Source organism: Clostridium thermobutyricum (assembly GCF_000371465.1).
GTDB classification, from domain to species: Bacteria; Bacillota; Clostridia; order Clostridiales; family Clostridiaceae; genus Clostridium; species Clostridium thermobutyricum.
On sequence record NZ_KB850956.1, the window covers coordinates 117,142 to 138,118 of the forward strand.

A 20,977-nucleotide genomic window follows, 5' to 3' on the forward strand; every position below is an offset into this window, starting at 1 on the left:
GGAGAAACAGTAAAAGGAATACCTTCAACATTCGGAAATAAAGATGAAATTATAATTTATCATGTCGAAAAGAATCCAACTAAAACAACAATAAGCATAGAAGGATCAGGTAATAAAGTTATAGGAACTCCGGAAAGTGCAAATGGGGAACCAGGAGATAAAACAAATTTAAAAATACCAAAAATACCAGAAGGATATCATTTAGTAAATATAACTGATAACGGAAAAGTTATAACAAAAGTACCAAGTACGTTCGGAGATAGTGATAATAATATAATTTATAATATTGCTAAAAATCCAAGTATAACTGTTAAAGTATTAGATTCAAATGGTAAAGAAATAGAAAATCCAGAAATTGTAACAGGAGATCCAAGTTCTAAAGTTACAGTAAAAATTCCTTCAATTCCAGAAGGATATCACATAGTTAAAATAACAAATGAAAAAGGACAAACAGTTAATGGAATTCCAAATGTATTTGGAAATAATAATGAAGTTATTGAATATCATATAGCAAAAGATAATGAAAATATTAATAAAAGTCCTAACAAAAAAGTGATAAAAAGCATAAAAGTAAGTATTGAAAATGATAAAGGAGAACCAATTGGTATTCCTAGAGTTATATCCGGAGTTCAAGGAGAAAAAGCTAATGTTCCTGTTCCAACAATTCCAGAAGGATATAAATTAAATAACATAACAATAAATGGAGCTAAGGTAAATAAAATACCTAATACTTTTGGAAATGTAAATGGAAATGTAGTTTTATATGTATCTAAGAGTGAAAACTCTGAAAATCCAAAGACAGGAGATACAAGTAACATTCCGGAAGTTGCTGGAATATTAGGATCACTTGCGTTATTATTAGGCCTAAATTTAAAAAAGAAAAATACAGTAACTAAATAAATAAAAAATAAATCAGAGGAAAAAATCCTCTGATTTATTTTTATATTAATTTTATTATAAACAAGATACTAAGAGTTATTAATATAGGATTTAATTTAATTCTTTTGCTTTTTTTAGAGATTAAATTATAAAATAAATTAATAACTACATAAGATAATATACCATATATTATTCCATCTCCAATTGAATAAGAAAGTGGCATTAAAATTATTGTTATAAAAGCTGGAAGAGCTTCAGTAATATTAGTAAAATCTATATTTGTTATTATACTAAGCATTAAATATCCTACATATATAAGTGCAGGTGCAGTAGCGCAAGAAGGAATTGCAACAAATAATGGAGAGAAGAATAGTGATATTGTAAATAAACATCCAACAACAAATGCTGTTAATCCAGTTTTTCCTCCTTCAGCAATACCGGTACTGCTTTCTACAAAAGTAGAGATTGCTGATGTACCAAGTAATGAACCACAAGTTGTCCCAACTGCATCTACTAAAAGAGCCTTACCTATTCTAGGAAACTTACCATCTTCCTCAACTAATCCAGCTTTAGTGGCTAGTCCTAAAACTGAGCCAACTGTACCAAAGAAATCAACAAAAAGGAAAGTGAAAGTAATTCCTATAAAAGATAAAAATCCTTTCATAGAGTGAATAAATGAAAAGTCTAATTTACCAACTATAGGCATAGGTGATGCAAAAGCGATTATACCATTTGGTAAAGAAATAGAATATTTATTAGCACCTGAAGGGTCAATTAAAGCATATATCCATGCAATTGCAGTACAAACTACTATACCAATAAGTATTGAACCTTTAATTTTTTTCTTTTCAAGGACAGTGATTATTACAAGACCTATAAAAGCTATTATTACTGTTGGAGAAGCAAAATTACCAAGTCCAACTAAATTTGTTTTATTAGCAATTATAATATTTGCATTTTGAAGCCCTATAAAAGCTATAAATAAACCTATTCCAGCTGTAATAGAAATTTTAAGATTATGTGGAATTGCATGTGCAACAGATTCACGAATTGATGTTAAAGATAAAATAACAAAAATAATACCTTCAACAAATACAGCTGCTAAAGCTATTTGCCAAGATATACCGTATTCACGGCAAACTGTATATGCAAAAAAAGTATTAAGACCCATTCCTGATGCTAATGCAAAAGGCAGTTTAGCATAAAAAGCCATAAGAAATGTTGAAATAATTGCAGATATACATGTAGTTGTAACAAGAGGTGCTAATGGCATACCTGTACTATGAAGTACTAAAGGATTTACTGCTATTATGTAAGACATGGCAAGAAACGTGGTTATTCCAGCTCTAATTTCTTGCTTTACATTGATTTTTTCTTCCCTATAGGAAAAAATTTTGTTAAGTGGTAATTTCATTTGTATCCCTCACAATCTTTAGTATGAATGTAGAGAAATCTGAAATTTAATAAAGAAAATAATATTCTAAAATAAATTGCAAATAACTCATAGCCAAGACATTTACGGTGTCTGGTAGAAACTTCTAGACCAATTACTAGAATTATACGAATCTTACGAATGTTATTATAATATAATTTAAAATATTATGTCAATTAACGAAATATTAAAAGTGAAATTATTTAAAATTTACGTTAAGTATTATCTGTATCTTTAAATTAAGCAATATAAAAAATAAAATTGAGATTTAAAAAAATAATAATTATAAAAAATATATATTCGAGATTTTAAATTTTTATATAACATAAATACAAGTGCTTTGATTTGATAAATTAAGTTTTGTATACTTTTAGTATATTATTAAATCAAATTTTGTTTGAAGTAAGAATTAACTTATATGTAAGAGAGAAATTTTAATTATAATATTAACTCTTATAGCAAAGTTAATAGACGAAAATATGTAGAAACTTAAACTAAAGATTGGAGGTACAGGATGCTGGAATCAATAGAAATTACTTATAAAGTTAAAGAGGAAACTGATATATTATTTAAAGTTTTAAAAAATAGTAGAAAGCTAGATCAAAATACTATTATAGAAGCTTTTGATAATTCTTTTAAAGTTTCAAAACTAGACACTATGAAAATATTATTTTATTCAAGAGATATTAAAGCAGGATTAGGAGAAAAAAGAAGTTTTAGAATTATATTAAAGCATTTAGGAAAAAATTATCCAGATATAATTAAGAAAAATGCTCATCTTATCCCTTATTATGGGAGATGGGATGATTTTTATTCTTTATTTGATACAGATCTTGAAGATAATGTTATGAAATTATTTAGAAAACAATTAGAAAGAGATTTAGAAAAGAGAAAACCATCTTTATTAGCTAAATGGCTAAAGTCAGAAAATACTTCTTCTAAAGAAACTAGAGTTTTAGCTAGAAAAACTATAAAAGGAATGGGATTTACTCCTAGACAGTATAGAAAAATATTAAGTTATCTTAGAAGAAAAATAAATATAGTTGAAACTAATATAACTTTTAAAAGTTATAATAAAATAAATTATTCAAAAGTTCCTAGTACAGCAATTAGAAAATATAAGAAATTATTTTTAGAAAAAGATAAAGAGAATTATTTAAACTTTAAAAATAGAATAAAGAAAGATAGATTTAATATAAGAAGTTTAAAGTATAGTTCTATAGAAGAAGTATTAAATTCAGAAAGATATAATTTGGTAGAAATAAATTAATATAATTAGACTAGAAAAAATAATAAGATTTTAGTAAAATATTATTAAGTTATTATTTAGATTCAAACAGCAAATTTCCTGTAACAGAATCTAGTCAAGATAATAGCCCATAAATCTAGATTTATTTTATTGAAGGAATAAGTTATTTTATATAATTATTACTTCAAATTTCTGCAGAAAAAAAGAGTATCCATTAAGGATACTCTTTTTCTTTAGGTTAATGTTAATGTAATTTTGAGATTGGTTTTATTTATATGAATTACTCATCACCTATGATTGAGTTAATTTCATTCTTATAACTATTAGCTTTAGCGCCGAATATAACTTGTACACCATTTCCAACTTCTACAACTCCAGCAGCACCAAGTCCAGTTAATGTTTCTTTATCAACAATATCTTTGTGCTTAACTTCTACTCTAAGTCTAGTTATACAAGCATCTACGCTTACAATATTTTCTTCTCCACCTAAAGCTTCAAGAACCTTAGGAGCATTATCTTTTACATCATTTCCAGTAGAATTATTAGTTCCTTGAAAATCTTTTTTAGTAAATAATTTAGTTTCTTTTTCTTCTGAATCTCTACCTGGAGTTTTTAAATTAAACTTCTTAATTAAGAATGAGAATAATAAGTAGTAAACTACTGCATAAACAGCTCCAACAGCTAATACCATGAACCATTTTGTTGGAACTCCAGCACCAGCTGGTAATAATCCAAATAATGAGAAATCAATTAAGCCTCCAGAGAATGTCATTCCTATAAATACATTAAATATATCCATTAGCATAAATGAAAGTCCAGCAAGTAAACAATGAACTCCGTAAAGAACAGGTGCTACGAAAAGGAATGTAAATTCTAATGGTTCTGTAATACCAGTTAATAATGAAGTAACAGCTGCTGAAATCATAAGTGAACCAACTAATTTCTTTTTAGTTGGATGTGCACATTTATACATTGCAAAAGCAGCTGCAGGAAGACCAAACATCATGAATGGGAATTTACCTGCCATAAATCTTGTTGTACCAGAAACTATATTAGACATAACATCTGGAGTAGCTCCAACTAAATCAGACATACTTGATAATTGAGCAAAGTAAGCAGTATTAGCTCCAGCAACAACTGTATTAACACCATCAATAATAACATTTCCTTCAACGAATGAACCAAACCAGAATGGAGTATAGAATACATGATGTAATCCAAATGGAATTAAAGCTCTTTCAACAATTCCATAAAGTAAAGTTCCAATATATCCAGCATTTTTAACTAATTCAGCAATTAAAGAAATTCCATTTTGTACAACTGGCCAAGCGAAAGCTAGTATGCCTCCAACTAAAGCCATTACTAAAGCAGTGATAATTGGTACAAATCTTGAACCTGCAAAGAATCCTATAACTGGTGGTAATTCTATATTATAAAATTTATTGTGAAGTATTGAAGTAACTATACCAGTAATGATTCCTCCAAATACTGACATATTAAGTGTGAAAATTCCTAAGTTTGTAGTAACATAAGTTCCATATTCGCCTACATTATCAGGAGTAATAACTCCAAGTTGAGTAACTCCTAATGATAAAAGAGTTGATATAACTTGGTTCATAACTATAAATCCAAAAACAGAAGCAAGTCCAGCAGTTCCTTTATCTTTTTTAGCAAGTCCAACAGCAACTCCCACTGCAAATAAAATTGGTAAGTTTCCAAATACTATATCTCCAATATTTTTCATTACAGTTAATATTGCAGTAACAACAGGAATATTAACAAATGAAATAAGTGGAGCATATACTGAAGGTGCATTTTCAAGTCCAGCTATTCCTAATAAAGCTCCTCCAACTCCAAGTAATATACCAGCAATTGGTAATGCTGCGATTGGAAGCATTATTGCTTTTCCTATTCTTTGTAAAGTTTGTAACATTAATAATTCCTCCTTAAAAATTTTTGTAATATAATTCCTTTAGGTTATAAATAAAAAATAAAAAAAAAGACCTAAATATCTATAAATCTGTAAGGTATTTTACCTAGATTTACATATATTTAAGTCTTGCCTAATGATATAGTAACAATCTTACTATATTAAATTTTGAACTTTTAGTTAATAAAATTTGGCTTAGAAGTTGCCTAATTTAATAGTAACAAAATCTTTAAAAATCGTATTTACAAGTAAATGTTATCATAGCTATAAAAGATTTGTCAATAAAATATTAATAAACTTTTAAAAAAATTAAAAAGATGATAATATAATGAGTGAAAATAAAAAGGTATAGTATCATAATAATATTAGAGGTTTAATATAAATTATTTTAAAAGGGAAATGTGGATTAAGAAAAGGAGGGGAAATATGAGAATAAATAAGATTTTAAATAATAATGTTGTAATTGCAATAATTGATGGGGAAGAAATTGTTGTAATGGGAAAAGGAGTAGGATTTAAAAAACAGATAGGAGATATTATACTTCCAAAAGATATAGAAAAAGTTTTTAAAATTCAAGGCGAGAGAGAAAATAAAAGCTTTAATCAACTTATGGGAAAAACTCCAGCAGAATATCTTACAATAACAAAAGATATAGTTTCTATAGCAGAATCAGAACTTAAAATTACATTGAATGAAGTTATATTTATTATTTTAACTGACCACCTTTTCTTTGCTGTAACAAGACAAAAAGAAGGAATAAGAGTAGATAATCCTATATTATGGGAAATTAAAAGTCTTTATAAAAAAGAATTTGATATTGGATTAAAAGGAGTAGAAATAGTAGAAAAGTACACTGGGGTTAAACTATCAGAAGATGAAGCAGGCTTTATAGCTTTACATATAATAAATGCTGCATTAAATGAAGATATGTCTAATACAATGAATATAACAATAATGACTAATAAAATATTAAATATAGTAAAAAGAGAGTTTAATATTAAATTTAATGAAAACTCATTAGATTATATGAGATTCATTACACATCTTAAATTTTTTGCACAACGAATTTTTAAAAGAACTCAAGTTAAAGACGAAGACAAAGAGTTTTATGATATGGTAGTTACAAAATATCCAGAAGAAAAAAAATGTGTAGATAAAATAGAAATATATATAACAAATCAGTTTAACTATAAATTGTCAAAGCAAGAAGTTATATATTTAATAATGCATATAAGAAAATTTAGGATATAATTTAATTTTTATTTTATGTCTGATAACGTAAGGAGGAAAAAGTAATTGGTTACTGTATATTTAACTAGACATGGACAAACAGAATGGAATTTAGAAAAAAGATTACAAGGAAGAGGAAATTCACCTTTAACTAAATTTGGAATAGATAGAGCAAAAGAATTATCTAAAAGAATGGAAGATATAAAAATAGATAAAATATATACAAGCCCTATAGAAAGAGCTTATAAAACAGCACAAATAATAAAGGGGAATAAAGATGTAGAAATAATTAAAGAAGATGGACTTATGGAAATGAGTTTTGGTGATTATGAAGGAAGAATAACTGATGAAGTTAAAAAAGAAAATCCTGATTGGGATATTAATTTAATAATGAATGGTAATGAAGAAATAAAAGCACCTAATGGTGAAAGTTTAAGAGAAGTTAGAGAAAGAGTTAGAATGGCAATGGATTCTATACTTAAAAAAAATGATGGGAAGTCAATTCTTTTAGTAGCTCATGGAGTTACAATTAAAGCATTATTACATTATTTTAAAGATGATTCTTTTTCGGAAGTTATGGGACAAGCAACATTAACTAAGATAATAGTTGATGAAGATAATTTTAAAATAGAATTTAAAAATGATTCTAGCCATTTTACAAAAAACATTACAGCAATAGGATGGTAGAAATTAATGGAGTGAATAAAAATAGTTCTTTTGAAAAAGACTATTATTATTCACTCATATTTTTTATGAATAAATGTTATATTTTAATTAATTAAATCATGTAATCAAAAAATAAGTAATTCGTAAGAAAAAAGTCATTTTTTATAAATTTTATAAAATTTGAAAAACTAAAATATGTATAAAAGGTGAATAATAAGTAACTTATTTAATAATGTTAGTATTTCTTTAATTCAAAGGTGTGAAAAAATTATATAATTAAAAATATTATGTAATTAGGAGAGTTCTTATGAAGAAAAAAAAGAAAAAGTGGAAATTGGTAATAGCTTTTATAGTTTTTGAATTGTTATTCACTGTTGTAACAGCACCATTTATTCTTCTATATGGACCATTTGACACTGCTAAAAGAATTTATGTTGGGTCAGCAATGACAACCTTTAGACATAAATATTTAGCGACAGCCTTTTTGTCTCAGGAAAAGATTAATGAAATTTTAAATTCAGGATCAAAATCTGATACTGTTAAGGGAAATAATGGTTCAACAGTAGATATTACAGGAACACATGATAATACAATAGATCTATATAAGTTTGAAAATTCAAAATATACAGGTTATATGTTAGTTATTAAAAATCCTAAGAGAATAAAAATTGCTTATACAAATAGTCTTTATAAAAAGGGAGAAACAACATCTCAAATGGCTATCCAAAATAATGCGGTAGCTGCTATAAATGGAGGAGCTTTTGTTGATACTTCAAGTAGTGCTAACTGGACAGGTAATGGTGGAACTCCAAGTGGTGTTATTATATCTGATGGTAAAGTTATATTCTCAGATTTAAAACCTGGTGAATCTACTACATGTATGGCAATGGATGCACAAGGAAAACTTCATGTAGGATCATTTACATTACAACAATTAAAAGATATGGGAACAACTCAAGCTGTAAGTTTTGGCCCAGTACTTATTAAAAATGGTAAGCCTTTAGACTTAACAGGAATGTCAGCATCATGGGGACTTGCACCAAGAACAGCTATAGGGCAAAGAGCTGATGGTTCAATAGTTATGATGGTTGTTGATGGAAGAAGTATAGTAAATGGATTAGGAGCAAGTATTACAGAACTTCAATCACTAATGCTTACAAAAGGTAAGTGTGTAAATGCTATAAATTTAGATGGTGGTAAATCATCTACAATGTACTTAGATGGTAAAATAATAAATAATTTATCTAATGGACTTGGAGAAAGATATATAGCATCAGCAGTAGTGGTTAAGTAGTGAGGAGTAGCGATGAGAAGAGTTAGGATGATAATAATATGGATATTAATATCTGTAATATTACAATGCGGAGTACTATTTTATTTAAATAATTTTTATTTCGCAGAAAATACAGATGTTAGTATGCAAAAGATATCAATAGCAGATACAATGAATGAAAAAACAATTCATGTAGAAATACCTTCAGATGCAAGTAATGTTGGTATATCATTTGATGGAGTATATATTGTATATAAAGAAAATGGTGTATATAAAATTGCAGATTCATCAACAGGAAATATTAAGGATTTGGGAACATCTGAAAATCCAATTCTTTTTGCAAAATGGATAACAGGTAGAGATATGCTTTTAAATCTTCAAGTTAATGATGGTGAAGTTGTTCTTTATAGTTATGATGCGCAAACAGGTCAAAATAGAAAATTAGTTAATATATGTGAATATAGTAGCTCATTTACACGTTATGATATCCAAGCATCTGCAATAACAGGAGTTACTTATGTAAAAGTAGATAATGTAATATTTAGAATAGATATTAACCAAATAAGTGCGCAAGTAATTTATCCAGTTGTACAATTCTTAGGTAATATAGACACAATGCCAACTAAAGATAGATTAGTTTATTTAGCTAATCAAGGTAATGTGTTACATTTAACACAACCAGCAGAAAGAATACCTATGAATACAGCTAAGCCATTAAATATTTTAGGAATAGATGATAATGGAGTAATATACTTAGGTGAAATGGAAAATGGATATGTAACTAGTATAATAACTAAAAATTTAAATAATCCTTTAGACCCAAGTAAAACTATAGCATTAAAAGAACCAGTAACAAATAATGATATAAGTGTTCGTCAAAGTGGAAAAATTTATGTTAACTATAATATGCAAAATGAAGTAGAAGAACTTCAATCTAAGACTATTACACCATATAATGGTCAATTCTTAGGATTCTATCAATATGGAGTTTCAACTCTTAAAGACGGAAAATACTATAAGCAAACTTTTAAATAATGAAAAGAGACTATCTAATTCAAGATAGTCTCTTTTGTTATAAATATATATGAGACTACAGTGGTATAATATTACTAGAATATTTAAGGAGGTGAAGTTAAGTTATTTCTATTAATTTAGACATAGCTTATAGAATATGAGATGTGAATTATTATCAGTAGGAACAGAAATTCTTTTAGGAGATATAGTAAATACGAATGCACAATTTTTAGCAAAAGAATTAGCTAGTATGGGAATAGATATTTATTATCAAAGTGTTGTAGGAGATAATAAAGAAAGAATGCTTCAAGCTTTTAAAGAAGGGTTAAGTAGAAGTGATATGATAATTACAACAGGAGGTCTTGGGCCAACAAAAGATGATATGACAAAAGAGCTTGCATGTGAATATTTTGGATATAAGTGTGAGCTACATGAGGAGAGTCTTGAAAGTATAAAAGAATATTTTAGAAGAATGGGAAGAGAGTTTGTTGAAAGTAATGAAAAACAAGCATATTTTCCTAAAGAAGCTATAATATTAAAAAATAATGCTGGAACAGCCCCAGGAGCAATTATAAAGAAAGATGATAAAACAATAATAGTTTTACCAGGACCTCCAAGTGAAATGAAGAGAATGTTCAATGAAAGTGTTAGACCTTATTTAGAAAAACTTACGGGCAATACTATAGTTTCAGAAGTTGTAAGAATTCATGGCGTTGGGGAAAGTAAAGTAGAAGAACTTGTTCAAGATTTAATTGATAATGGAAAAAATCCAACAGTAGCCCCTTATGCAAAAGAAGGAGAGGTTACTTTAAGAGTAACTGCAAAAGCCAAAACAAAAGAAGAAGGGGAAAAATTAATAGATCCAGTTTTAACAGAAATTAAGAATAGACTTGGTGATTCAATATATAATATTGGAGAAGAGGGATTAAACTTAACAGTTGCAAAATTATTAGTAGATAAAAAGTTAACTATAGGAACTAGTGAATCATGTACTGGAGGTTTACTTGGAGCAGGTCTTATAGATTATCCAGGAATATCAAGCTCATTTTTAGAAGGAGCTATTACTTATTCTAATGAAGCTAAAATAAAAACTTTAGGAGTTAAGAAAGAAACTTTAGAAAAGTTTGGAGCAGTAAGTGAAGAAACTGCTAGAGAAATGGCAGAAGGAATAAGAAAAAGATGTGGAGCAGATATAGGAGTTTCAACAACAGGAATTGCAGGACCAGATGGGGGAACAGATGATAAGCCAGTAGGTCTTGTTTATATAGGATTATCTATTGCAGATAAAACAATAGTAACTAGAAATGTCTTTAATGGAGATAGAAATTCTGTTAGACGTAGAGCATGTCTTAAAGCATTTGATATGATAAGATTAGAGATTAATAAATAAAATGTCAAAAAGAATAAAAGGATAGAGAATAATTAACTTTTATGTATATGTAGTAATATATTTATTATGTATGCATAAAGTTATAAATATAAAACAATCCCTCTTATCTTAGGAGCGTTAAGAGGGATTGAATCTGTATATAAATAAAATGGGGGAGAGGCGATTAATTAATGAAGCAAATAGCCTCAGTAATAATTATCTCCCCATATTAAAAATTTATACTATGGAAAATTTAAAATTGAGGAGAGGTTATGAGAAAAGTTTATAGGAGCAATTTGTTTTTCTTTATTATTTTAGTGGGAAGTATATTTGGAAATATAGTACTTGGAAGATTATTTGTTAGATTCAATATAACTGATAGCAGAATAATGCTTTTAACAAGTCATGTAACATTATTTTTAATACCATCTATTTTATATGTTATATTTACTAAACAAAGCTTTAAAGATGTTTTTAAGTTTAATAAATTACCATTTAAAGATTTGTTGTTAGTAATACTACTTGGCTTTATATGCGTTCCATTAATGAGTCTTTTTGGAGTTATAAGTAGTTTATTTTTTGAAAATACATTAAGTACATTTATGAATGATATCTCATCTACTCCATATATTATTCTAATGTTATTGATTGCAGTTATGCCAGCTATAACTGAAGAAGTTACTTTAAGAGGAGTAGTGCTTCATGGATATGATGATAAAAGTAAATTTAAAGCAGCTTTGATGTGTGGGATAATGTTTGGAATTTTTCATTTAAATGCTCATCAATTTTTATATACTATGGTTATGGGATTTATACTTGCTTATGCAGTAAGAGTTACAGGGAGTATATATACTTCAATGATAATGCATTTTATATTAAATGGGACATCTTTAACGTTACAAAAAATAATTTCTATTACAGGAAGTAGCAATGTTTTAGAAGAAGCAGTAGAAGCATCATCAAGAATAACAGCTTCATCTGGGGAGCTTATAGTTTTACTTGGAGGAGCTATATTTTGGATAATAGTAATGGGAACACTAGCTTGGACAATTCTTTGGAAATTAGAAAAGAGATATAATATAAGAAATGGAATAACATTAAAAGAAATTCAGGAATTTAAATATAAAGAAAGTAATGAGAGAATAATAAATTTGCCTTTTATTATGTCTGTAATAGTATATTTTGTATTTATGTTTTTATTTAAATTTTAATAAAACAAGCCCTTTAGTTTTATCTAAAGGGCTTTAAAAATTTTATTTAAAAGAGGTAAAGTACTTTTTGTGAACCCAACCTCTAGAATTTTCACTTCTATCAATAGGTAATGCAACATAAAACCAAGTACCACCATTATAAATAGCCTGATCTAATATTCTTACCTCCATATATATAGAAGTCTTTTCAATTAAGCTATTAGCATCAGGTGAAAGATATATCATAGAATTATGTCTTATTACTCCCATTTTAGATTGTGGTATTTTGAAATCAATTTTTACTTGAGTATCTCCATTAGGAATACGGCTTTTTAAGCTATTTATTGTACTATTTAAAACTATTAAGTCATTTTTTAAAGATGAAATTTTATTTTCATATGTGAATATAAGAAATCCTGAAGTTCCCAAAATTAAAATAATTAAAATTATATATAACATAAAATAATCTCCTAAAAATACTATTAATATAAGTATATTTAGGAGAGTTAATAAAAATACATAATTAAATTTAATTATTAAATTCAGAGAACTTCTTTGTGAAATCTCCATTTTTAGCATAAGCATAAAATTTATTATAAAATGCCATTCTAGTAGTACTTTCTAATCCTTTTTCTTTATTTTCAAGATTAGCAAGTTTTATCTGTCTAAGAACAATATCATTTAAAGGAACTGTCTTAGCATTTTTCATCATATCAAACATTGTCATAAATGTGGTTGTTCTGCCTATACCTTCTTTACAATGAAAGTGTAACCAAGAATTTTTAGGTAAGTTAGTAACTGAACTTACAAAAAGATCTACCATTTCTGGAGTTGGAAGTTTTGTATCTGTTACAGGAATTCTTATATATTGATTATTATTTTCTTTAATAAGAGTTTCTTCAGAATAAACTTCTTTAGGAACAATGGTAGTGTTCTTAATAGTTAAAGGTTCACCTATTTTTATGCTAGAAAGTTGAGCGTTATTTCTAGCAATAACTTGACTATAATTTAAGCCCATATTAGCTTTGTCTCCATCACCTTCCCAACTAATAGGAAGACCATTGATAAATCCATGAGATTCTTGTCTTAAATCTATAAAAACAAGGTTTTTATCAGATGGTAATTGTTTTTTTTAAAGTTCTAAGTTGAACTTTGAGAATTGTTGACTTCCAGAAATATTTAATTCTTTTAATCCACTTAAATTAAGATTTGTTGAATTATCAACAGGATCACTAGATTTTCTAAAATTATTTGGAAGTCTGTTAGTATTATTATTATCAAAAACTAAAATTTGTTCACTAATAGGAACTTCATTATATTGAAGAGCTAATGTAGAAACAGAGCCTCCAAATAAAGAAAATGAAATTAAGATCAATAAAAATGGAATTAATTTAAAAGTTTTTTTCATAAAAAAATCACCTCTTTCAAAATATAGGTTTTTCAAAAGATAGTGATTTTATTACTTATATTTAGAAAAAATATATTAAAGTGATTTTATTGCTTCATCTAAAACTTTACCAATTGAATCATTAATAACTAAATCAGCTTTAGAATCAGCAGAAGTTTTACTCTTATTTATAAGGACAAGATTTTTACCTCTAAAATAATCAATAAGTCCAGCAGCAGGATAAACAACTAAAGAAGTTCCACCAATAATTAAAGTGTCAGCTTGACTTATTGCTCTTACAGCTCCATTAATAACAGCATTGTCTAAACCTTCCTCATAAAGTACAACATCAGGCTTTACTTGACATCCACAATTAGTACAAATAGGAGCTCCTGTTGATTTTAATACAAAATCAACATCATAAAATTGACCACATTTAGTACAGTAATTTCTATGTACTGAACCATGAAGCTCAAAAACATTTTTAGAACCAGCAGCTTGATGAAGACCATCAATATTTTGAGTAACAACAGCCTTTAATTTTCCCATTTTTTCAAGTTTAGCTAAAGCAATATGGCTAAGATTTGGTTTAGCTTCAGGATATATAAGTTTAGCTTTATAAAAATTAAAGAATTCTTCAGGATATCTAACATAAAAAGAGTGAGAAACAAGTTGTTCTGGTGTAAAAGTCATATTTAATTTTTCATTAAAAAGACCTGTCGCACTTCTAAAGTCAGGTATATTGCTTTCTGTGGATACTCCAGCTCCTCCAAAGAAAATTATATTGTTACTTTCTTTTATAATCTGAGTTAATTCTTCTATTTTAGTATTCATTAAATCATCTCCAAACAATATTTATAATTATATTATTGACATTTAGTTAAATAAGGAAAAATAATAAATTAGATTTTATATTAATTATACACCATTAATTTATTATATAAGTAATATATATAGTGAGAATTTGAAGAGGTGTATAAATGAAGATTTGTATTATTTATGGTAATGAAAGACGTGAAAATACTTATAATACGGTTAAAGTAATAAAGGATGAACTTAAAACTAAAGATGATGTAGAATTTGAAGAATACTTTTTACCGAAAGATATGCCAAAGTTTTGTAATGGATGCTTTAATTGCTTTTATTATGGAAAAGAGAAATGTCCTCATTCAGAATATACATTAAAAATATATAATAGTTTTAAAAATGCTGATGGAATAATTTTTGCTTCACCTACTTATGTTATGGATGTTACAGGGCAAATGAAAACTTTTTTAGATCATTTTGGACATATGTATATAGTCCACATGCCAATGGAAGAAATGTTTAAAAAATCAGTGTTTATTGTTTCAACTACTGCTGGAACAGGGACAAAGCATGTAATAAATACAATAAAAAGATCTGTTAAGTATTGGGGTGTAAGTAAAATAGTTGAATGTGGACTTAATGTAAGAAGTTCTAAATGGAATGATATATCTCAAAAAAATAAAGAGAAATGTATAAAAAAATTAAAAATAAAAAGTAATAAATTTTATAATTCTATAGGAAACAATAATAGACCAAGTCTATTTGTAAGAATAATGTTTAATACATTTATTAAAGTTCATAAAATGGATAATGCGATTAATATAGAAAAAGAGTATTGGAAAAATAAAGGATGGTTAGATGGAAAAAAACCTTGGAAATAAATTAATTTTAGAGAGGTTAATTATATAGAAAAAATAAGATAACAAAATTTATATAAATAAAAATTATTATTTTATTTTGCGAAAATTATATAGATATAAGAAATAAACATATGAAATTAGCTTTATTTAATATAGTGTGTTACAATTAAAGTACAATATGTAGTTTGATATCATACGTGCAGTTGTTTAACTGCGCGTTTTTTTTTATATTTTTGTAAAAAGTAAATCTACTATTGAAAAATGATTAAAGGAGTGAGGTTTATGTTCAAAATAAATGATTATATAATGTATGGAACAACAGGAATTTGTAAAGTAATAGATATTGTTGAGGAAAAAGACAGAAATTTTATCAAAAAAGAATACTATGTTCTTAATCATATATATGAAAATAATACTATAATAAAAATTCCAACTGATAATACTAAGATTTTTATGAGAAAAATATTATCAAAAGAAGAGGCAGAAGGTATAGTAGAAAATGAAAAGCTTAGTGAGTTAATATGGATAGATAGTGAAAGACAAAGAAATGAAAGTTTTAAAGCTTTAGTTAAAACTGGAGATTTTTCTAATTTGGTTAAGTTAGTAAGAAGCATTACTGCAAAAAAGAAAGAAAAAATTGCATTAGGAAAAAAATTAACTCAATCTGATGAAATAATTATGAAAAACTCAGAAAAATTATTATTTGAAGAGTTAAATATAATATTTGATTTTAATGAAAAGGAAGCACATAAATATATATTAAATTTATAAAAATGAAAACTAGAATTTAATTCTAGTTTTTTTATTTAGAGAAAAAAATATGATATAATAAATTATAATTTCCTAAAAAAGGAAAAGGAGAGAGGGAATGAATTATAGAGAAATACATATAGAAGATATAAAAGAATTAGTAGAAATTTATATAGAAGCATTTAATGCTCCACCATGGAATGATAAATGGACAATAGAAACAGCTAGTAAAAGATTAAGTCAAATGATAAAAAGTGAAGGGTTTTATGGAATAATAGCTGAAGAATCTAATATAATTTATGGATTAATATTAGGGCATGAAGAGCAATTTTATGATGGAGTACTATTTAATATAAAGGAGTTTTGCGTAATAAGCAAATTAAAAGGACAAGGTTTAGGTAGCAAAATTTTTAATGAATTTGAAAAAAGATTATACAATAAAGGGATAAATGAAATAATTTTATTCACATGCAAAAGCAATGAAACTTTAGAATTTTATAAAAAGAGAGGATTAAAAGAATATAAGAATTTAGTTATAATGGGAAAAAATCTATAAAGGAAATGGGTGATTATGAAGAAAGTAGTGGTTATATATGGGTCAAAGTATGGAACAACTGAAAAGTATGCAAAATGGATATCAGAAGAGTTAAATTGTGATTTATTCAGCTATAAAAGTATTAAAAAAGATAATCTACTAAATTACGATACTATTATATATGGTGGAGGGTTATATGCAGGTGGAGTAAAAGGAATATCAATTTTAAAAAATAATTTTGAGAAAATAAAAGCTAAAGATATAGTTATATTTACATGTGGGATATCAGATCCTAAAGATATGAATAATGTAAATCAAATAAATGCTAATATAAATAGAATATTTGATTTACAAAAAAATAAAATAACTATATTTAATTTAAGAGGTGGAATAGATTATAGTAAACTTACATTTTTGCATAAAACAATGATGAAAATGCTTAAAAAGAAAGTAGAAAATATTGAAGAAGAAAATCTAACAAACGAAAATAGAGAATTTTTAGACACATATGGTAAGAAAGTATATTTTATGGATAAAACAGAAATACGAGATATAGCAGATTTTGTTAAGAAAAAAATGAATTTATAAAATATGTGAGAGGTATTATGAATGAATTTTAATGAATTATTAGAAATAGCAAGGACTACGCTAAATCCACGAAAAATATCAAGAAGTTCATATGCAGGTTCAGTTGCAGCAGTAATTTTAACTGATAAAGGAAGTGTATATAAAGGAGTATGTATAGATACCCCAAGTTCTATGGGCTTTTGTGCAGAACATTCAGCAATTGCAGCTATGATAACAGGTAGAGAAACAAGAATAGTTAAAATTGTTTCAGTTTATAAAGATGGAAATATTGTGCCACCCTGTGGAAGATGTAGAGAATTAATAAATCAAATAAATGATGAAAATTATAAATGTGAAGTATTATTAGAAAATAAAATAGTAACAATATCAGATTTACTACCAGAGATGTGGAATTAAATTACTATATTTTAATATAATTAAGGAGAAATTATATAGATTTGTTGCTTAATAGTTTAAAAAAATAAGTATAGGATAGTTCAAATAAATATTTTAGATATTGATGTATTAGTTTATACTAATTTGAAAAAATAAAAAATTGTGAAATATTCTATAAAAAGATAGTACTTGGAGATGAGATTAGTGAAAAATAGAATATATATCAAGATAATAGGAGATAGTATAGCAGCTGGAGAGGGAACGTCAGATTTTAAAGAACTTGATTCAACTTTAATTAAAGTAGATAATATTAATTTTAAAAATGTACAAACTAAGAAAAGCTGGGGAGCATTATTAAACGAATATTTAAATAAAGAAAATAAAAATGTAGTTTTAAATAATAATGGATGTTGTGGAATGAACTCAACACAATTAAAAGAAAATATAAATAAACTAGTTTCAGAAAAAGATGATATAGTTTTTATTTTAATAGGATTAAATGATAGAAAAAGAAAAAATGGGTTAAATGAATTATATAGTAATTTAAAGTATATAATAAATCATTTAAGAGATAAAAAAATAATATTGATGACTCCTACAATTTCTACAAAAGAAAATGAAAATAAACTAAGTAGAATCCATCATACAATAGATATAATAAATATAATAAGAAAAATAAGTAAAGAAGAAAATATAAAATTAATAGATAACTATAAAAAGATAGAAAATTATTTAAAAGAAAATAATCTTGAAATAGATAAAATAATGATTAAAGAAAATTGTTTAAATGATGGATTGCATCCAACAGATTTGGTCCATAAGTTAATATTTGAAAATATATTAGAAAGTAAAATAATATATAGCAAAACAATATAGGGTTATAGCAGAAATATAAAAAAGATATTTACAATAAATATGAAATCAAAAGAGTATTTAAGAATTTTTTTATTCTAATAGTATTTTTTAGTTATATATAATTTGATATAGCAATAAATTTAAATCAAAATTATATATTTAGAGATTAAGGAATAATATTTTTTAGAAATTAAAGAGTCTTAAGAATTACATAAAATTGAATTATTAATTCTAAATCTAAGAAATGAATATTAAAATTTTGAAGTTTATATTATTTAATATATGTATTTAAAATAGATATATTGAAATTAAATTTGGATTAATATTTGGATTGAAAAAATAATTATAAAAAAATGTTGACAAATAATGAAACATAATATAAGATATAATATGTAAGATATAAATAAATCTAGTGACGATGGCATAGAGGAAACACTCCTTCCCATTCCGAACAGGAAAGTTAAGCTCTATAACGCCGATGGTACTGCATGGGAGACTGTGTGGGAGAGTAGGAAGTTGCTAGGTACATTGTATGGCTCGATAGCTCAGTCGGTAGAGCAGAGGACTGAAAATCCTCGTGTCGCTGGTTCGATTCCAGCTCGAGCCACCAAAAGCACTAACTTTAAAGTTAGTGCTTTTTTATATAAAAAAATAAAATAAATGAAACTAAACAGCCTCAATAATCGTCTAATTTATATATAAGTAATTTAAAAATAATATGAAAAATAATGATTAAGATTCGGGAAAATAGTAATAATTAAAAATAGAATTTTATATTTTAAAATTAATAATAAAACAATAAGATTCATTTAAGAAGTTGTTAAGGAATTCTTAATAAATTAATTGTAAAATAAATACAGATGGATTATTGGAGGAGAAATTATGGTATATGAGGAAGAAAGATTAAACATAAAGAGAGAAGAGAAAACAATAACTATAGGATTAATAATAGGATTAGTATTAGGATTAATAACTGGAATTTTATTAGATATATTAATATTAGGAGTTTCTTTTTTTTCTATAATAGGAATTCTGACGGGAAGTTTAATTAACATTATGAATAGGAATAAAAAAATAAGTCAATAAAAATTATTTGATTGAATAAAATATATAGTAGTCTTTTTTTATAGGAGAAATATATATGGAGTTTGTAATAGGAACATCATTTATAATTTTATTTTTAGTTATGATAGTAAGAGATTCAATCAGATCAAAAAATATAGTAAAGAATGAATGTTTATATGATCAAGAAACAGTAAGAATAATGAAAAATTATAAACTTATAAATGATGATGAATACAGACTAATGATTGAAAATCTAAAGAAAAAGGAAAAATGATCTATAAAGACAATTTAAAGAATAGAGGTAAATTAAGTAGTAGAAATATTACTTGATTTACCTCTATTTTTATACATTTTCTATTTGCCAATCAATAGGTGAAAGATTATTTTTTTCTAGAAATTCATTTGTTTTAGAAAAAGGTTTGCTACCAAAAAAACCTCTCCTAGCAGAAAGTGGACTAGGATGAACTGATTGTAGTATCAAATGTTTAGGATTAGTTATTAGAGATTTTTTAGATATAGCATTATTTCCCCATAATATAAATACAACAGGGGTATCCTTTTCATTTACTAAAGAAATTATTTTATCAGTAAATATAGACCATCCTATTTTTTGATGAGAATTTGCATGGCCTTCGATAACTGTCAAAGAAGTATTTAATAAAAGAACTCCTTGTTTTGCCCATTTTTCTAAAAAACCATTGTTAGGAATATAGCATCCTAAATCATTATGTAATTCTTTATATATATTAATAAGAGATGGGGGAATCTTTACTCCGACATTTACTGAAAAGCTTAGTCCATGAGCTTGATTAGGCCCATGATAAGGATCTTGACCTAATATAACAACTTTAACATCTTCATAATTTGTGATATTTAAAGCTTCAAAAACATTTTTCCTTGGAGGAAAAATAGATTTATTAGAATATTCCTCATTTAATAAACTCATAATTTTTTTATAATAATCTTTTGAAAATTCTTCTCTTAATAAAGAAGACCAAGATTTATTTATAACATATCCCATAGAAATCGTGGCTAAATGCCACTTTACACATCCTTTCGTAATCAGTTGATATGATTTTAGTATAACACAAAATAAAATTTTCATTATTCAAAATTTTTAGTTAAATTAAAAAAACATTTCCTAGAGTATCTATATATTTAATTAATAGAAAAAAAGATTATATAAGAGTATTTAAGTAATAAATTAAAAATTTACATAAAAATAATTTAGAACATAATAAAAAAGGTGTTAAGATAATACATGTCGCTTGGCTAGTCCAACAAAAAACAAGCTAAGCGATTAAAATATTTATGATTATAACTTTAAAAAAAGTTGTTGACATAATAATATTGTGATGATAGAATAAATGAGTCGTCAAAAGCGATGAGAAAAAATGGTCTTTGAAAATTGAACAGAAATATATAAGCAAACTTAAACCAGCAATTCTTTTATAAGTAAGTTTTAAGAGCTAAAAGATTAAACTTTTTATTGAGAGTTTGATCCTGGCTCAGGACGAACGCTG

General features: G+C 26.0%; 23 protein-coding genes, 1 tRNA gene, 1 rRNA gene and 1 riboswitch. Of the genes, 18 read left to right on the forward strand and 7 right to left on the reverse strand.

Annotation, left to right across the window (positions count from 1 at the left end; translation table 11 throughout):
• A partial coding sequence (locus tag HMPREF1092_RS17035) for a MucBP domain-containing protein (protein ID WP_002596619.1) occupies positions 1–900 on the forward strand: 900 nt, incomplete at its 5' end.
• Positions 901–940: 40 nt separating this feature from the next.
• On the opposite strand, the gene HMPREF1092_RS00530 is transcribed toward HMPREF1092_RS17035, so the two are convergent.
• Positions 941–2,293, reverse strand: a complete 1,353-nt coding sequence (locus HMPREF1092_RS00530; protein ID WP_002596620.1) for an NCS2 family permease — start codon at positions 2,291–2,293, stop codon at positions 941–943.
• A 70-nt stretch (positions 2,294–2,363) separates the two neighbouring features.
• Positions 2,364–2,463, reverse strand: a riboswitch (purine riboswitch).
• 362 nt (positions 2,464–2,825) lie between these two features.
• Here HMPREF1092_RS00530 and HMPREF1092_RS00535 point away from each other — a divergent pair.
• Complete coding sequence (locus tag HMPREF1092_RS00535) at positions 2,826–3,581, forward strand: DUF2828 family protein (protein WP_002596621.1); 756 nt, start codon at positions 2,826–2,828, stop codon at positions 3,579–3,581.
• Between the two features lie 259 nt (positions 3,582–3,840).
• Here HMPREF1092_RS00535 and HMPREF1092_RS00540 read toward each other — a convergent pair whose 3' ends face one another.
• Positions 3,841–5,493, reverse strand: coding sequence for a PTS transporter subunit EIIC (locus HMPREF1092_RS00540; RefSeq protein WP_002596622.1), 1,653 nt, complete (start codon positions 5,491–5,493; stop codon positions 3,841–3,843).
• A 423-nt stretch (positions 5,494–5,916) separates the two neighbouring features.
• On the opposite strand from HMPREF1092_RS00540, the gene licT reads away from it, so the two are divergent.
• The 6 genes from licT to HMPREF1092_RS00570 all read left to right on the forward strand — a co-directional run bounded on the left by licT (position 5,917) and on the right by HMPREF1092_RS00570 (position 12,253).
• Positions 5,917–6,741 carry a BglG family transcription antiterminator LicT gene (licT, locus tag HMPREF1092_RS00545; protein ID WP_002596623.1) on the forward strand — a complete coding sequence of 275 codons (825 nt, stop codon included), beginning with the start codon at positions 5,917–5,919 and terminating at the stop codon, positions 6,739–6,741.
• 45 nt (positions 6,742–6,786) lie between these two features.
• A complete protein-coding gene (locus tag HMPREF1092_RS00550) occupies positions 6,787–7,407 on the forward strand; it encodes a histidine phosphatase family protein (protein WP_002596624.1) in 621 nt (206 codons plus the stop codon).
• 286 nt (positions 7,408–7,693) lie between these two features.
• Positions 7,694–8,680 carry a phosphodiester glycosidase family protein gene (locus HMPREF1092_RS00555; protein ID WP_002596625.1) on the forward strand — a complete coding sequence of 329 codons (987 nt, stop codon included), beginning with the start codon at positions 7,694–7,696 and terminating at the stop codon, positions 8,678–8,680.
• A gap of 12 nt (positions 8,681–8,692) precedes the next feature.
• Positions 8,693–9,694 (forward strand): hypothetical protein, encoded by a 1,002-nt coding sequence (locus HMPREF1092_RS00560; RefSeq protein WP_002596626.1) that lies wholly within the window; start codon positions 8,693–8,695, stop codon positions 9,692–9,694.
• A 136-nt stretch (positions 9,695–9,830) separates the two neighbouring features.
• Positions 9,831–11,063, forward strand: a complete 1,233-nt coding sequence (locus HMPREF1092_RS00565) for a competence/damage-inducible protein A (protein ID WP_002596627.1) — start codon at positions 9,831–9,833, stop codon at positions 11,061–11,063.
• Between the two features lie 251 nt (positions 11,064–11,314).
• Positions 11,315–12,253, forward strand: coding sequence for a CPBP family intramembrane glutamic endopeptidase (locus HMPREF1092_RS00570; RefSeq protein ID WP_002596628.1), 939 nt, complete (start codon positions 11,315–11,317; stop codon positions 12,251–12,253).
• A gap of 42 nt (positions 12,254–12,295) precedes the next feature.
• Here HMPREF1092_RS00570 and HMPREF1092_RS00575 read toward each other — a convergent pair whose 3' ends face one another.
• The 4 genes from HMPREF1092_RS00575 to HMPREF1092_RS00585 form a co-directional block, all read right to left on the reverse strand.
• Positions 12,296–12,691, reverse strand: coding sequence for a hypothetical protein (locus tag HMPREF1092_RS00575; protein WP_002596629.1), 396 nt, complete (start codon positions 12,689–12,691; stop codon positions 12,296–12,298).
• A 70-nt stretch (positions 12,692–12,761) separates the two neighbouring features.
• The gene (locus tag HMPREF1092_RS16340) at positions 12,762–13,250 is read right to left on the reverse strand and encodes a fused DSP-PTPase phosphatase/NAD kinase-like protein (RefSeq protein WP_002596630.1); all 489 of its coding nucleotides are present in this window, start codon (positions 13,248–13,250) and stop codon (positions 12,762–12,764) included.
• Between the two features lie 114 nt (positions 13,251–13,364).
• Positions 13,365–13,640 (reverse strand): hypothetical protein, encoded by a 276-nt coding sequence (locus tag HMPREF1092_RS16345; RefSeq protein WP_002596631.1) that lies wholly within the window; start codon positions 13,638–13,640, stop codon positions 13,365–13,367.
• 75 nt (positions 13,641–13,715) lie between these two features.
• Positions 13,716–14,453, reverse strand: a complete 738-nt coding sequence (locus tag HMPREF1092_RS00585; RefSeq protein WP_002596632.1) for an NAD-dependent protein deacylase — start codon at positions 14,451–14,453, stop codon at positions 13,716–13,718.
• A gap of 146 nt (positions 14,454–14,599) precedes the next feature.
• Here HMPREF1092_RS00585 and HMPREF1092_RS00590 point away from each other — a divergent pair, with 146 nt between their 5' ends.
• From HMPREF1092_RS00590 to HMPREF1092_RS00635, 10 genes are all read left to right on the forward strand, one after another.
• Positions 14,600–15,307, forward strand: a complete 708-nt coding sequence (locus tag HMPREF1092_RS00590) for a flavodoxin family protein (protein ID WP_002596633.1) — start codon at positions 14,600–14,602, stop codon at positions 15,305–15,307.
• A gap of 261 nt (positions 15,308–15,568) precedes the next feature.
• Positions 15,569–16,057 carry a CarD family transcriptional regulator gene (locus tag HMPREF1092_RS00595; RefSeq protein WP_002596634.1) on the forward strand — a complete coding sequence of 163 codons (489 nt, stop codon included), beginning with the start codon at positions 15,569–15,571 and terminating at the stop codon, positions 16,055–16,057.
• A gap of 97 nt (positions 16,058–16,154) precedes the next feature.
• The gene (locus HMPREF1092_RS00600; protein WP_002596635.1) at positions 16,155–16,592 is read left to right on the forward strand and encodes a GNAT family N-acetyltransferase; all 438 of its coding nucleotides are present in this window, start codon (positions 16,155–16,157) and stop codon (positions 16,590–16,592) included.
• A gap of 15 nt (positions 16,593–16,607) precedes the next feature.
• Complete coding sequence (locus tag HMPREF1092_RS00605) at positions 16,608–17,159, forward strand: flavodoxin domain-containing protein (protein WP_002596636.1); 552 nt, start codon at positions 16,608–16,610, stop codon at positions 17,157–17,159.
• Between the two features lie 21 nt (positions 17,160–17,180).
• Positions 17,181–17,555, forward strand: coding sequence for a cytidine deaminase family protein (locus HMPREF1092_RS00610; RefSeq protein ID WP_002596637.1), 375 nt, complete (start codon positions 17,181–17,183; stop codon positions 17,553–17,555).
• 183 nt (positions 17,556–17,738) lie between these two features.
• Positions 17,739–18,410: an SGNH/GDSL hydrolase family protein gene (locus HMPREF1092_RS00615; protein WP_002596638.1), complete on the forward strand. Its 672-nt coding sequence runs from the start codon at positions 17,739–17,741 to the stop codon at positions 18,408–18,410.
• A gap of 387 nt (positions 18,411–18,797) precedes the next feature.
• Positions 18,798–18,914 (forward strand): 5S ribosomal RNA (rrf, locus tag HMPREF1092_RS00620).
• 9 nt (positions 18,915–18,923) lie between these two features.
• A tRNA-Phe gene (locus HMPREF1092_RS00625) sits at positions 18,924–18,999 on the forward strand.
• Between the two features lie 272 nt (positions 19,000–19,271).
• Complete coding sequence (locus HMPREF1092_RS00630) at positions 19,272–19,475, forward strand: hypothetical protein (RefSeq protein ID WP_002596639.1); 204 nt, start codon at positions 19,272–19,274, stop codon at positions 19,473–19,475.
• Positions 19,476–19,530: 55 nt separating this feature from the next.
• Positions 19,531–19,728: a hypothetical protein gene (locus HMPREF1092_RS00635; protein WP_002596640.1), complete on the forward strand. Its 198-nt coding sequence runs from the start codon at positions 19,531–19,533 to the stop codon at positions 19,726–19,728.
• A 69-nt stretch (positions 19,729–19,797) separates the two neighbouring features.
• Here the strand turns inward: HMPREF1092_RS00635 and HMPREF1092_RS00640 are convergent, their stop codons facing one another.
• Positions 19,798–20,475, reverse strand: a complete 678-nt coding sequence (locus HMPREF1092_RS00640) for a uracil-DNA glycosylase (protein ID WP_002596641.1) — start codon at positions 20,473–20,475, stop codon at positions 19,798–19,800.
• Positions 20,476–20,977 lie beyond the last annotated feature (502 nt).